Origin of the sequence: Avibacterium endocarditidis, assembly GCF_002921145.1 — a bacterium.
Classification (GTDB): Bacteria; Pseudomonadota; Gammaproteobacteria; order Enterobacterales; family Pasteurellaceae; genus Avibacterium; species Avibacterium endocarditidis.
In genome coordinates this window covers 1-13,725 of the sequence record NZ_PQVI01000047.1, presented here as the reverse complement: position 1 = coordinate 13,725, position 13,725 = coordinate 1, and the positions used below count along the sequence as shown (strand labels likewise).

General features: G+C 39.7%; 10 protein-coding genes and 3 pseudogenes. 7 read left to right on the top strand and 6 right to left on the bottom strand.

Features of this window, described 5'->3' with window-relative positions; all coding sequences use genetic code 11:
* Positions 1 to 625: pseudogene (locus tag C3Z13_RS04120) on the top strand (poly-beta-1,6-N-acetyl-D-glucosamine N-deacetylase PgaB); the annotation flags it as partial.
* A gap of 96 nt (positions 626 to 721) precedes the next feature.
* Entirely contained in the window at positions 722 to 1,864 is a 1,143-nt protein-coding gene (gene pgaC, locus C3Z13_RS04115) for a poly-beta-1,6-N-acetyl-D-glucosamine synthase (RefSeq protein ID WP_425427450.1), read from the top strand.
* 445 nt (positions 1,865 to 2,309) lie between these two features.
* On the opposite strand, the pseudogene C3Z13_RS12860 reads toward pgaC, so the two are convergent.
* Positions 2,310 to 3,947: pseudogene (locus C3Z13_RS12860) on the bottom strand (bifunctional metallophosphatase/5'-nucleotidase).
* Between the two features lie 145 nt (positions 3,948 to 4,092).
* A complete protein-coding gene (locus C3Z13_RS04100) occupies positions 4,093 to 4,314 on the bottom strand; it encodes a hypothetical protein (RefSeq protein ID WP_103855080.1) in 222 nt (73 codons plus the stop codon).
* A gap of 335 nt (positions 4,315 to 4,649) precedes the next feature.
* Between C3Z13_RS04100 and C3Z13_RS04095 the strand changes: the two genes are divergently transcribed.
* The gene (locus C3Z13_RS04095; RefSeq protein ID WP_103855079.1) at positions 4,650 to 6,884 is read left to right on the top strand and encodes a nitric-oxide reductase large subunit; all 2,235 of its coding nucleotides are present in this window, start codon (positions 4,650 to 4,652) and stop codon (positions 6,882 to 6,884) included.
* Between the two features lie 145 nt (positions 6,885 to 7,029).
* Here the strand turns inward: C3Z13_RS04095 and C3Z13_RS04090 are convergent, their stop codons facing one another.
* Complete coding sequence (locus C3Z13_RS04090) at positions 7,030 to 7,656, bottom strand: NAD(P)-dependent oxidoreductase (protein WP_103855078.1); 627 nt, start codon at positions 7,654 to 7,656, stop codon at positions 7,030 to 7,032.
* 197 nt (positions 7,657 to 7,853) lie between these two features.
* Here C3Z13_RS04090 and C3Z13_RS12985 point away from each other — a divergent pair.
* Together C3Z13_RS12985 and C3Z13_RS12160 are read left to right on the top strand one after the other, a co-directional pair.
* Positions 7,854 to 7,928 (top strand): annotated as a pseudogene (locus C3Z13_RS12985) (winged helix-turn-helix transcriptional regulator); the annotation flags it as partial.
* A 19-nt stretch (positions 7,929 to 7,947) separates the two neighbouring features.
* Positions 7,948 to 8,139: a winged helix-turn-helix transcriptional regulator gene (locus C3Z13_RS12160; protein ID WP_281258769.1), complete on the top strand. Its 192-nt coding sequence runs from the start codon at positions 7,948 to 7,950 to the stop codon at positions 8,137 to 8,139.
* Between the two features lie 120 nt (positions 8,140 to 8,259).
* Here C3Z13_RS12160 and thrS read toward each other — a convergent pair whose 3' ends face one another.
* Both thrS and grxB read right to left on the bottom strand, forming a co-directional pair.
* Complete coding sequence (gene thrS, locus C3Z13_RS04080; protein WP_103855077.1) at positions 8,260 to 10,200, bottom strand: threonine--tRNA ligase; 1,941 nt, start codon at positions 10,198 to 10,200, stop codon at positions 8,260 to 8,262.
* A 226-nt stretch (positions 10,201 to 10,426) separates the two neighbouring features.
* Positions 10,427 to 11,077: a glutaredoxin 2 gene (gene grxB, locus C3Z13_RS04075; protein ID WP_103855076.1), complete on the bottom strand. Its 651-nt coding sequence runs from the start codon at positions 11,075 to 11,077 to the stop codon at positions 10,427 to 10,429.
* Between the two features lie 152 nt (positions 11,078 to 11,229).
* On the opposite strand from grxB, the gene C3Z13_RS04070 reads away from it, so the two are divergent.
* Together C3Z13_RS04070 and hxpB are read left to right on the top strand one after the other, a co-directional pair.
* Positions 11,230 to 12,102: a fructosamine kinase family protein gene (locus C3Z13_RS04070; protein ID WP_103855075.1), complete on the top strand. Its 873-nt coding sequence runs from the start codon at positions 11,230 to 11,232 to the stop codon at positions 12,100 to 12,102.
* A complete protein-coding gene (gene hxpB / locus C3Z13_RS04065; protein ID WP_103855074.1) occupies positions 12,099 to 12,746 on the top strand; it encodes a hexitol phosphatase HxpB in 648 nt (215 codons plus the stop codon). The genes C3Z13_RS04070 and hxpB overlap by 4 nt, the downstream gene beginning before the upstream one ends.
* 38 nt (positions 12,747 to 12,784) lie before the next feature.
* Here hxpB and C3Z13_RS04060 read toward each other — a convergent pair whose 3' ends face one another.
* Positions 12,785 to 13,699: an ABC transporter substrate-binding protein gene (locus C3Z13_RS04060; RefSeq protein WP_245872541.1), complete on the bottom strand. Its 915-nt coding sequence runs from the start codon at positions 13,697 to 13,699 to the stop codon at positions 12,785 to 12,787.
* Positions 13,700 to 13,725: the final 26 nt, after the last annotated feature.

Genomic DNA, 13,725 nt, shown 5'->3' with positions numbered 1-13,725 from the left:
CTTTCATTTTATGCCAAATTTGACGGTATCTTATTTCACGATGATGCCTTCATGACGGATTTTGAAGGAAAAGTAAGTGGAGAGAATTATGCTGCGCGCGGGGAAATTAGCCCTGAAGCTAAACAGAAAACACAGGATCTCATCAAAGCAACATTAAGTTTTAAACAAGCTTTAGAACCTTATTTTTTTATCAGGAAAAAGTGCGGTGAAAACTGCACGCAATATTTATGCTTCTGTAGTAAATACCCCAGAGGCGGAAGAATGGTTTGCACAAAGTTTGCCCGCGTTTACACAAGCTTATGATACCACCGCAATTATGGCGATGCCTTATATGGAAAATGAACAAACCATTTCTCAAGGTAAAGCAGCAGATTGGTTAGATGATTTAATTCAAAATGTAAAAAAATCTGCCGTACCGATGAATAAAGTTCTATTTGAATTTCAGAGCGTAAATTGGCGAACAAATAAATTTATTCCAGAATCTGAAATGATTAACTGGATCAAATTGCTTGAACTCAACGGTATTTATAGTTTTGGTTATTACCCTGATAACTTTTTATTAAATAAACCTAATTTAGAACAAATGCGTCCTTATGTTTCAGGAAATCCTATCCCTGTAAAATAATTTTTGACGCAATTATATTTATAACTAAGGAACAGTTTATGATTAACACAATCTTAGATTGTGTTGGGTATTTTCGTCTTTATGTACCCAGCAGTAATGGCAATTTACTGGTCAGTTTCTGGTATTATCTATTTCATTTTTAAAGAAAAACGTGGGAAATTAACTGAATTTTCTGCATTGCCCACAGAGCAAATTCCTTTAGTGAGTATAATGATACCTTGCTATAACGAATCAGATAATCTAGATGAATCAATCCCTCATCTGCTTAATTTAGATTATCCAAATTACGAGCTCATTTTTATTAATGATGGAAGCCGTGATAACACTGGTGAGATTATTGATCGCTGGGCAACAAAAGATAGTCGAATTATCGCTCTTCATCAAAAAAAAAACTCTGGCAAGGCTAGTGCATTAAATAATGCGTTAACGATTGCTAAAGGAAAATATGTTGCTTGTATTGATGGCGATGCCATTTTGGATTATTCCTCAATCGATTATATGGTGCAAGTCTTAGAAAATAACCCTAAATATGGTGCTGTAACTGGGAATCCGCGTGTACGCAATCGTAGCACGATTTTGGGACGGCTACAGGTTTCTGAATTTAGTTCAATTATCGGTTTAATCAAACGTGCACAAAGTTTAATGGGGACAATTTTTACTGTGTCTGGTGTATGTTGTTTATTTCGTGCTGATCTTATGCATCAAGTTGATGGCTGGGGTACCAATATGATTACTGAGGATATTGATGTCAGCTGGAAATTACAAACGGCTGGCTATGATATTTATTATGAACCTCGTGCGTTATGCTGGGTATTGATGCCAGAAACACTTAGAGGATTATGGAAACAGCGTTTACGTTGGGAACAAGGTGGTGCTGAAGTAATAATGAAATATTTTCCAGTTGTATGGCGAATGAGGAATCGCCGTCTATGGCCAATGTATGTAGAATATTTTGTTACTGCGATTTGGGCTATTTTCCTTGTGATCACTACTTTTCTTAGCATACTGACTTTCTTTATGGATGTACATATTAGTCAGTGGATAAATGTATCCATTTTTAAATCCAGTATCACAATCTTATTTTCAACATTCTTCTTACAATGTTTATTTAGTCTTTATATTGATAGTCGTTATGAAAAAGGCTTAATACGCTATGTGTTCCCTTGTATTTGGTATCCTTGGGCATATTGGTTACTCAACAACACTATTAATAGGTATTCCCAAAGCACTTTTTCGTAATAAATCAAAACATGCGGTTTGGATAAGTCCAGATCGAGGAGTTTAATAAATTAAAGGAGAAAAAAATGGCAAGTCTTGAATTGCAAAAACAAATGATCATTAATAAGCGTAATCTTAATTGGCGGTTAAAAACCAAAAAGCTATGCGCTTGACATACTCACTTGGGCAATATGGGTATACATGATGTACTTTATTGTTCAGAACTGGGAGTTCATTACGACTAGACCTATGTTTGAACAATTTAGATTATTTGAGATTATGTTCTTAATGACAGGCTTAGTATTTTGTCTATTATTTATAGCGGTAAGTTGGTCTTTTATCTCTAAAAAACTAAACTACCTCTGTCTCAGTGATACGCTAAAAAAAGTGGCTTTTATAGCCACTTTTTATTTTTCTCCCCACAAAAAAATTCTGAAAATTTTAACCGCACTTTAATATTTATACTTTAATCTAACCCAATAATTTTCCAGCGATTATGGCTTTTACCTTCAACTTTTCCTTTTTTTACTTCGCGGATATAATTCATCATCATATTTTGAATTGTGCCATTCTCCTGCCCTAATGCAACTTTAGACTCCCATAGTAATGGAATTTGTTGTCCATCAAAAATGCCTCCTTTTTTAATTAATTGTCCAAAACGATAAGAATTCATTCCTACTTTAAGTTTCATATCATCAGTAACTGGACGACCATCAGCTAAACGGAGGTTTACAATTTTATGTCCTTGCGGATTACGCAAATCAATTTGATAACTTACACCACCAAATAAATCAAAAGTAACATATTTGGATTTAGCGCGTTTTGCGTTGTAACGATAGGTGTTATCTCCAGGTTCAAGGGTATCAAAATAATCGGCAGACCATTCCATATATTGTTTGAGTTGCTTTCCTGTCATCTCATAAACGCTAACATCACCGCCAGCATAACGATAATTGTAGATAATGTCTTTTTCTTAATGTCCCCTTTTTCTAAGCGGACATTCTGGTGATCAAAGGCAAAGGAAACAACATCAGCCTGACTATAATATTGTTCTACATCGTGGATAAAAGAAGACAGCCCCGTATCTTGAGAAAAAGCAAAAGATACACCATGGTTTTCACCTTGGGGTACCATTGTATTTTCTGTTTTTCCTATAATCACATTATTTAAACGACGTAATTCATCATGATAAGGCTGATAAATTTTAATAATTTCTTCATCAGCTTGTAGATCTTTTACTGGAACCGTTTTTGCAGTTTTATTTATCAGTTTAACCTGACTATTTTCGACGTCAAAAGTAAGATCTACTTCTGAAACCACTGTACCATAACGATGTGGCTCCGTGATCAATGTATCTTTAATAGTTACACTAGGAATATTTTTATGCATATGTCCAGCGATAATCACATCAATGCCATCCATTGCATTGACAAGATCAGCAACACCTGTATCTGGAATATTATTTTCATTTTCAATTCCCATATGAGCCAAAACCACAATCGCATCAACCCCTTTCTGCTTTAATTGGATAATTTGTTTTTTTTCTTCAATAGGAGAAGTAAAAGTCATTTGATCAAGATAGCCAGTATCTAGCTCAAAAGTGGCAGACATTGGCGTAGTCAAACCAATCACGCCAATTTTCACTCCGTCTTTTTCAATTATCGTAGTTGGCTTAAGATAACGGCGACCATCTTTATAGTAAAAATTTGCTGTTAGCTTTTGAGCTTGCATATCTTTTAGAATTTCATCTAGTGCTGTCATACCAAAATTGAATTCGTGATTTCCTAGAATGAAAATATCGTATTTCATCTGGTTAAGTATTTTAGGAATGGGATTATTTTATAATGTTCAGCAGTTTTAGCGAATACTTCCACCTGATTATCTTGAATTGCATCACCAATATCCACTAGAACAACATTAGGATTATTTTACGAACCTCGTTCACATAAGTGGAAATTTGAGCATAAGAACCCGAAGGATCAGCAATATCCGCACCATAGCTCCAAGGCACAACCCGACCATGCACATCTGAAGTACCTAAAATTTTGATATTCACTTCTTTCCCAACAGTAATACTTATGGAAGAAAGTGCAAGAATAGTCATAAAAAGTTTTTTCACAGTGCCTCCTACTACATAGAATGGATTAAAACTTATTGAGGTTTTGTAAAACATAGAAGATTATCAACAAGTTAAATATTTTATAGTGAGCATAAAAAACCTGCTTATTCTCACAAGCAGGTTTTTATTCTTAGCTCACTACATAAGGAATGTTGGTGATGCCTGATTCAGCTAAAGCAGCAATGACATCAGGAGCTTCCACATTCTCACCAAAAACAGCAACGACTTCTGCTACATCTTCACCTTTTTGCTTAGTTTCTTCAGCAGACAACGCACCGATATTTAGTAATTCTGACACTAAATCATGGGCAAAAATGCGAGTTGTTGTAAAAGTAATAGTTAAGTTACTCATAAAAATTTCCTTTGTAAATAATAAATCAAACAATAGCCTTTGCTATTGCTACGCTGGCGATTTTAGCATTATCTCCTTATAACAAGCGATAAATATTTTTGAAATTTATTGGGATTTTTAACCGCACTTTATTTCAGGTTATTCTTACTTCTTAAAAAGGAAGAAATTTCTGACAAAATTTGATCTAAGACAAAGAAATGCTATTTTACTCTGCATAGTAAAAAATACTTGATAAAATTAGTCGGGTATTAATTCGTACTGTCATATGGCTATCATTTGACAGTATTTTTCTGAGCTGCAAATGCTCTATTTACTTAAAACTATGGAGATTTATTATGGGGCAATACAAAAAGCTCTGGTACACCTTAATTGTGGTGCTTATCGGCGCATTTTCTATTCTCGGTTATTTTGGAGTGGATATTTATCGTGAAGCACCACCCATTCCAGAAAAATATGTCAATGCCAATGGCGAAACCTTGATAACTAAACAAGATATTTTGCAAGGCCAAACGGCGTGGCAAACAACTGGGGGAATGCAACTTGGCTCAATTTGGGGACACGGTGCTTACCAAGCACCCGATTGGACGGCAGACTGGTTACACCGAGAACTCACCAATTGGTTAGACATTACCGCACAAAAAGAATTTGGTAAAAATTTTGATGCGTTAGATGATGATCAAAAGGCTGTATTACAATCTCGCTTAACCCGCGAATATCGTGGTAGCAAAGTTGAAAATGGTGCGGTGCAATTATCTGATACTCGTCAGCAAGCTATTGAAAAAACAGCACAGTATTATATTTCCTTATACGGTGATGATCCGCAATTTAAACTCACTCGCGATCATTTTGCGATGAAAGATAACACTCTGCCGGCATTATCGGATCGTCAAGATTTAACCAAGTTTTTCTTCTGGACAGCTTGGACTGCTTCGGCTAATCGTCCAAATACAGATGCCACTTACACCAATAACTGGCCGCACGAACCACTCATTAATAATGTGCCAACGGCAGAAAATATTATGTGGTCAATTGCCAGTATCGTTTTCTTAATCCTAGGGATTGGAATGATGGTTTGGGTGTGGGCATTCAAGAAAAAAGAAGATGAAAAAGATCCAACACCAGATGTGGTTGATCCGCTCACTAAAATTCAGCTTACCCCTTCACAAAAAGCCTTAGGTAAATATCTATTCACCGTGGTCGCATTATTCATTGCACAAGTTACCTTTGGTACAATCGTGGCCCATTACACGGTAGAAGGACAAGATTTCTACGGTATTCCACTTTCTGAATATTTACCTTATTCCTTAATTCGCACTTGGCACGTTCAAAGTGCATTATTCTGGATCGCAATGGCATTCTTAGCTGGTGGCTTATTCCTTGCACCGATTATCAATGGTGGCAAAGATCCAAAATATCAAAAACTCGGTGTCGATATTCTATTTTGGGCGCTAGTTGTCTTAGTTGTGGGATCATTTACTGGTAGCTATTTAGCGATTGCCCACCAAATTCCAAAAGAACTGAGCTTTATGTTCGGTCATCAAGGCTATGAATTTATTGATCTAGGACGTTTCTGGCAAGCAGTAAAATATGCAGGTATTTTATTCTGGCTAATCCTAATGCTACGCGGCACTATCAATGCCTTTAAACAACCTGGCGATAAAAACCTACTCGCCTTGTTCTTTGCTTCTGTTATCGCCATTGGTTTATTCTATGGCCCGGCCTTATTCTATGGCGAACACACTCATTTATCTGTGATGGAATATTGGCGCTGGTGGGTAGTACACCTTTGGGTTGAGGGCTTCTTTGAAGTATTCTCTGTGGCGGCACTTTCCTTTATTTTCGTAAGTTTAGGCTTAGTTTCACGCCGCACTGCAACCGTTTCCACTATTGCGTCAGCATCAATCTTCTTAATTGGAGGTATTCCTGGCACATTCCACCACCTATATTTTGCAGGGGCTACCACACCAATTATCGCCGTTGGCGCATCGTTCTCCGCGTTAGAAGTTGTACCGCTCGTGTTACTCGGTTATGAAGCTTGGGAGCATTGGTCAATGCAACAAAAAGCACCTTGGATGGAACGCTTAAAATGGCCTATTTACTGCTTTGTCGCCGTGGCGTTTTGGAATATGTTAGGCGCTGGCGTATTTGGTTTCTTAATCAATCCACCTATTTCGCTTTACTATGTCCAAGGGCTAAACACAACAGCAGTACACGCACACGCTGCGTTATTTGGGGTTTATGGCTTCCTTGCTCTTGGCTTTGTGTTTCTCATCGTGCGTTACTTACGCCCAAGCATTCAATTTGATGACAAACTGATGAAATTTGGTTTCTGGAGTTTAAATATCGGCTTAGTCGTGATGATTATTTCAAGCCTTTTACCAATTGGCGTAATCCAAGCGCACGCCAATATGGTACACGGTTTATGGTATGCACGCGGTGAAGAATTTATGCAGCAAGATCTTTTCGTTACCCTACGCTGGGTGCGTATCCTAGGCGATGTGATTTTCGGCTTAGGCGCGCTTGCCTTCTTCTGGCAAATGGTGAAAATGGTTTTTGCAAGACAGAAATAATCCATATATCAAATAAAAATCCTCACTGATATGTGGGGATTTTTTAGGCTCAGTTTATACAAAAATTGTAAAAAATAAGTGCGGTGAAAAATTCCAAAATTTTCTACCGCACTTTGTTTTTTAAGGATTCTACGTTTTCAGAAACTTACGACAACACCGAAATTCGTTCGCGAATGTGCTTACCATTCAATGCTTCATCAATCATTGCAATGGCGTAATCAGCATAGCTCACATAGCTTTCGCCTTTTTCATTCACACTGAACACTTCTCCAGCCAATCGGTATGCGCCTGTTTTTTCCCCTTCAGGATCAAACACCGCTGCTGGGCTAAGATAAGTCCATTGCACATCATCACGCTTACGCAATTCTGCCAATGCCTGTGCCATTGCTTGGGCTATAGGTTTATATTCCGCTGGGAAATCTGGCGTATCAACAAGTTGTACGGCTAGGCTAGCATCAGTATAAAGGCTACCAGCTCCGCCTACAACAAGCAAACGCACCTTTGTTCCCGCCAAAATATCACATAAATGGGCAAGCGATGTGCTATGTTGTGGTAAAGTTTCTGGCGTCCACGTAGCAAAAGCATCAATCACCACATCAAAGCCTGCAAGATCCGCTTTGGTTAAATCAAACAAATCTTTTTTAAGCACTTGTTGTGCCGCGCTGTGATTTTCACCGCGTACCACTGCGGTAACATCTAAACCTCGCGCTACTGCTTCAACTACGATCAAACGCCCTGCTTTTCCATTTGCACCAATTACTGCGACTTTCATTTTTTTCTCCTGTTTAATGATAAAAATTGTTGTATCTCGTTTTTGTTGAGCGTGATAATATCTCTCTATCAAACAAAAAGAAAGTAAGCGCCAAAAAGTGCAGTAGTTACCTTAGAGAAACTCATATTGAAAAATAAGGAAAAATTGTGAAAGAAAAAGAGAAAAAATTACCTGATTGTGAAGTAGAAATTACCTTAATGATGATGAGCGAACGCTGGCGTGTGTTAATTATTCGTGAATTATTATCTGGCACAAAGCGTTTTGGTGAATTGAAAAAAAACCTTAACTGGCATTTCGCAAAAAGTGCTAACGGCGAATTTAAGGGCAATGGAAACCCAAGGATTATTAACGCGAAAAGTCTATGCAGAAGTGCCACCAAGGGTGGAATACACCCTGACAGAAGACGGTAAAAGCTTAAAAAGTGTGCTGACTGCAATGGCGGCGTGGGGTGAGAATTATCGTCAAAAATATCAAGAGAAATAAAATCTGGAAAAAATCACCGCACTTATTAAAAACGCCCCTTAAAAGTGCGGTGATTTTTCGGTAGTTTTTTATTACAAAATAAAAGCGAGCATTTAGCTCGCTTTCTTATTTTTTTGTGAATTAATCTTGTCCAAGCTCACCAAGCAATTTTAATTCTCGGTTTTTCACTTGGTTTTTCAGAATTTCGGTGAATTCTGCCACGGTGAACGTGCCTAAATCAGCACCTTTACGGGTACGCACGGCAATTTTGCCCTCGGCAATTTCTTTATCACCACAGACTAACATATAAGGCACACGTTTTAAGGTGTGTTCGCGGATTTTAAAGCCGATTTTCTCATTGCGTAAATCTGCTTTGGCACGCAAGCCTGCGTCAGAAAGGGCTTTCACCACGTCTTTCACATAATCCGCTTGGCTGTCGGTAATGTTCATCACTACCGCTTGGGTTGGTGCAAGCCAAGGTGGGAAGAAACCTGCGTAATCTTCGGTGATAATTCCGATAAAACGCTCTAATGACCCTAAAATCGCACGGTGGATCATCACTGGCGTTCTGCGGTCATTATCTTCCGCCACATAAGAGGCATTTAAGCGACCCGGTAAGGCGAAATCAAGCTGGATTGTGCCACATTGCCATTCACGATCAAGGCTATCACGCAAGGCAAATTCGATCTTCGGCCCATAAAATGCCCCTTCGCCCTCTTGGATTTCATAATCTAAACCATTGTGTTTTAACGCATTGGCTAAGCCTTGCTCTGCTCTGTCCCACATTTCATCAGAACCGATGCGCTTTTCTGGACGAGTAGAAAGTTTTACTTGAATGTTGTTGAAACCAAAGGTGCTGTAAATATCGTAAACCATACGGATACAGCTGGTTACTTCGCTTTCAATTTGATCTTCTGTACAGAAAATATGTGCGTCATCTTGAGTAAAACCGCGTACACGCATTAAACCGTGCAATGAACCTGATGGCTCGTTACGGTGGCACGAACCAAATTCCGCCATACGAATAGGCAGATCACGATAAGATTTCAAGCCTTGGTTAAAAATTTGCACGTGTCCCGGGCAATTCATTGGCTTGATGGCATATTCACGGTTTTCTGATGAAGTCGTGAACATTAAATCGCCGTAGTTTTGCCAATGCCCTGTTTTTTCCCACAGAACGCGATCCATCATAAATGGGCCTTTCACTTCTTGGTAATCGTACTCTTTCAATTTAGTACGCACGAAGGTTTCCAGCTCACGGAAAATCGTCCAGCCGTCATTGTGCCAGAACACCATACCCGGTGCTTCTTCTTGCATATGGTAAAGATCAAGGGCTTTGCCGATTTTACGGTGATCGCGTTTTGCTGCTTCTTCTAAGCGTTGTAAATAGGCCGCTAATTGTTTTTTATCCGCCCACGCTGTGCCGTAAATACGCTGTAACATCTTGTTTTTGCTGTCACCACGCCAGTATGCACCCGCCACTTTTTGTAATTTAAAGTTATGGCAGAAACGCATATTTGGCACGTGCGGCCCACGACACATATCAATATATTCTTGGTGATGATAAAGCGCTGGCGTTGCGGTTTTTTCGATGTTTTCATCTAAAATCGCCATTTTGTACGGCTCGCCACGCTGCTCAAACGTATCTCTTGCTTCTTGCCAACTTACTCGTTTTTTCACCACGTCATAGTTGGTTTTTGCCAGCTCGTGCATTCTTTTTTCAATGGCATCAAGATCTTCTTGCGTTAAAGAGCGGTCTAAATCCACGTCATAATAGAAACCGTTTTCAATGGTTGGCCCGATCGCCATTTTCACATCAGGGAAAAGCTGTTTAATTGCGTGTCCTAATAAATGCGCGCAAGAGTGGCGAATAATTTCTAATCCGTCTTCATCTTTTGCGGTGATGATTTCTAAATTGGCATCTTGATCAATCAGATCGCACGCATCACGGCGTTCACCGTTCACACGCCCAGCAATGGTCGCCTTGGCTAAACCTGCACCAATATCCTGCGCCACTTCAAGCACAGTAACGGGTTTATCAAATTGGCGCTGTGAGCCATCGGGTAAAGTAATAATTGGCATATTAAATCCTTATACAGTGGTTACCCATACGAGAGGTAACTTGTTGATTAAATTAAAATAAAGTAAAAGCACCGCACTTTGTTATACCTACAATGTATTTTTCGCACCGTGCTTTATAGGTTATCGAATTGCTTTTGCAATGACTTTCGATGCAAGCTCGTGATCATACGCTATTTTGCGCTGAAAACCAACTTTCTGCCCCATTTTACTGGGCTTTTTGTGGGTTTTAAACCGCTTTATCGAAATATAATTCCACTTGGGATAATTTTGCCATTGTTTCCACATAGGCTTTCACTTTCGGCGGGAACACAAGCCCTTTCACACAAGTGAGGTTACGCAGCATTGGGAAAAGCAAAATATCTTCCATAGAAAGCTGATCATTTGCGCCATTTTCTGACAAAATCAAATACTCAAGTGCGGTGAAATCTTGCTGTAATTTTTCGATATATTGAGCAGAATTTGCCAGATTTTCGGCGAAATCACCAATACTTTCAGTTTTCTTTTTAACGAAATAATCCACCGCACTTTGGGTAGCAAATTCAGGCAAGCCTAATTTCACAAAACGCGGTAATAAAAGATGATTATAATAACGGCTCACTGCCTGCATCCACGCTTGCAGATCGCTACGCACATCATCATCTGGCAACAACAGATCACCATAATTTTGATCCACATAATGGACAATATCCAAACTTTCTGGCATTGCCGTGCCGTCTTCTTTAATCAAAATTGGCGCCATTTTTTTGCCGATGAGTGATACTGGCGTGGCTTCATCATCACTCAATAACACTTGCTCTTCCACTGGCAAATTTTTCAAGCCAAAAATCATTCTGGCACGCACGCAGAATGGACAATGATCATAAACGTATAATTTCATTTTTTGCTCCTTACTAAACAATTAAGCGAATAGGCGCTACCTTACCGCAAATTTTTCTCCCCGCAAATAAAAAACTTGAAGTTCATCACAGATTATTTTGCCCATTTCCTTTATGATCAAGGCGTGGCGCAAGTTGAATATGGGGGGGACTTATGTGGAAATCAATTTCTCAAGTTTTAGCCGAACATCTTGGTGCGTATTATTTTATCAAGCAAAAACGTAAAGTGCATACTGGCGAAATGCACGAAGCTTGGATTATTGATGATGGAATCCAGCCCGTTTTTGTGAAAATTAATGAAAAATCCTACCGCTCTATGTTTCGTGCCGAAGCCGATCAGCTGGAATTACTAGCCAAAACAGGGACAATTCAAGTACCGCAAGTTTACGGCGTAGGCTGTTCACAAAACCACAGTTTTTTTTTACTGCTCGAAGCCCTTCCTTTCAGAGAACCGAACGCGCAATCAATGGCACAATTTGGCTCGCAATTAGCCAACTTGCACCAATGGGGCAATGCCGAGCATTACGGGCTCGATTTTGACACTTGGCTTGGGCCAGTTTATCAGCCAAATGGTTGGTCAGATAATTGGGCAAAATTTTTCAGCGAACAACGCATTGGCTGGCAATTACAGATCTGCAAAGAGAAAGGTTTAGCTTTTACTGATATTGATGAATTGGTCGCCGTTGTCGCCAAAGGGCTAGCCAAACATCAGCCAAAACCTGCCTTGTTGCACGGCAATCTTTGGATTGAAAACTGTGCAGTGGCAAATGGCCAACCTTTTACTTACGATCCCGCGTGTTACTGGGGCGATCACGAATGCGATCTGGCATTTAGTGAATTATTCCAGCCGTTTCCTGAAACATTCTATCAAAATTACCACCGCACTTTGCCGATTGATGAAGGCTATGCGCAACGCAAACCGCTTTATCAGCTTTATTATTTGTTAAATTTTAGTCATCGTTTTTCTGCTCATTATGTGGCGCTCACCAAAGCGATCATTGAAAAAATACTCAAGGGGAATCTATGAAATTTCAAGCAGTTATCTTCGATATGGACGGCGTTCTGATTGATTCCGAACCTTTTTGGAAACAAGCTGGCGTGGAAGTATTTGGGCAAATTGGTATTCCTGTTAGCTTGCAAGAAATGCAAGAACTCACGGGAATGCCAGCTCTTGGTATTGTCAAAACCGTTTATCAACGCTATCAAAAAACGCCTGTTCCTGTTGAAGAAATGGTAAAACGAATGAATGACTGTGCCATTTCAATGATTTTGGAAAATAAGCCCTTAATGCCAAATGTGCCAGAAACCCTTGAAAAACTCACCGCACTTGGTTGTAAGCTGGCGGTTGCTTCCGCTTCGCCACGCTATTTATTAGAACAAATCACTGAACGCTGCGGCATTGCATCTTATTTCCAGTATCTCTCATCAGCCACAGAATTAGATTACAACAAACCGCACCCGCAGGTTTATTTACACGCAGCCCATCAATTAGGTGTTGAACCCCAAGCCTGTTTAGGCATTGAAGATTCCGTGCTAGGAATGACCGCAGTGAAAGCCGCGTCAATGCGCTGCGCTGTTATCCCAGCTCCCGTTGAACGCACCGATCCGCGTTGGGCATTAGCGGATTATCAACTAGAACAGCTAGCTCAAATTCCTGAGATTTGTGCATAAAAAAGTGCGGTATTTTACCGCACTTTCTAGCCTATTTCTTATTCCACTTGAATGGCATAATCAGACAATTTAGGAACCTGCTTAATCAGGCCTTGTTGCTGCATAAATTGTGCCATTTTCTCATAACGTGCGTTATCTAAGGCGCTTGGGCGTAAACTTAAACGTGGCAAGGTATCACGCCAAGCCAAGCGATTGAGTTCGTTGTCTAAATCTTGCGGTCTATAGCTCACAAACGCCTGCCAACTTTGTTGTGGGTGGTTTAAAATATAAACGCTGGCTTGTTCAAGTGCAGTCAAAAATGCACGAATTTTTTTCGCAGGAAGCTGATTTTTATTAGCCACAACAATCAATTCATCATACATTGGCACGCCCTGTTCTTCTGGATAAAACGCCTTGCCCGGTTTCTTTTCTATCTCCATCTGATTTAGCTTAAAATTACGAAATGCACCAATAACCGCATCGACTTGTCCGCTAAATAATGCGGGAGAAAGCGACCAATTCACGTTCACTAATTCCACATCATTTAAAGAAAGGTGGGTAGATTTCAACATTGCACCAAGTAACGCATCTTCAAAACCACTCACGGAATAACCGATCTTTTTCCCTTTTAAATCGGCAATCTGTTCAATACCGCTATCTTTTAGCACCACAAGGCTATTTAACGGCGTTGAAATTAAGGTGCCAACACGCACCAGCGGCAGCCCTTCTGCCACTTGCATTTGCAGCTGTGGCTGATAATCCACTGCTAAATCTGCCTGCCCTGCTGCCACTAATTTAGGGGGCATTGAAGGATCAGCGGGCTCGATAATCTCAACCTGCAACCCATTTTCCGCAAAAAAGCCTTTTTGCTGTGCCACAATAATGGCGGCGTGATCGGGATTAACAAACCAATCCAGCAATAAGGTTAATTTTTCTTTGGCTTGCACGCTAATGCTCATACCTAAAGCGAAAATTAAACTGCATAAATACCATTGTTTTT

Coding starts and splice junctions, on each gene's coding strand:
- thrS (WP_103855077.1), bottom strand. CDS start 10,200: ATGCCAATTATTACTTTACCCGATGGCTCACAGCGCCAATTTGATAAA.
- grxB (WP_103855076.1), bottom strand. CDS start 11,077: ATGAAATTATACGTTTATGATCATTGTCCATTCTGCGTGCGTGCCAGA.
- pgaC (WP_425427450.1), top strand. CDS start 722: ATGGCAATTTACTGGTCAGTTTCTGGTATTATCTATTTCATTTTTAAA.
- C3Z13_RS04095 (WP_103855079.1), top strand. CDS start 4,650: ATGGGGCAATACAAAAAGCTCTGGTACACCTTAATTGTGGTGCTTATC.
- hxpB (WP_103855074.1), top strand. CDS start 12,099: ATGAAATTTCAAGCAGTTATCTTCGATATGGACGGCGTTCTGATTGAT.
- C3Z13_RS04090 (WP_103855078.1), bottom strand. CDS start 7,656: ATGAAAGTCGCAGTAATTGGTGCAAATGGAAAAGCAGGGCGTTTGATC.
- C3Z13_RS04100 (WP_103855080.1), bottom strand. CDS start 4,314: ATGAGTAACTTAACTATTACTTTTACAACAACTCGCATTTTTGCCCAT.
- C3Z13_RS04070 (WP_103855075.1), top strand. CDS start 11,230: ATGTGGAAATCAATTTCTCAAGTTTTAGCCGAACATCTTGGTGCGTAT.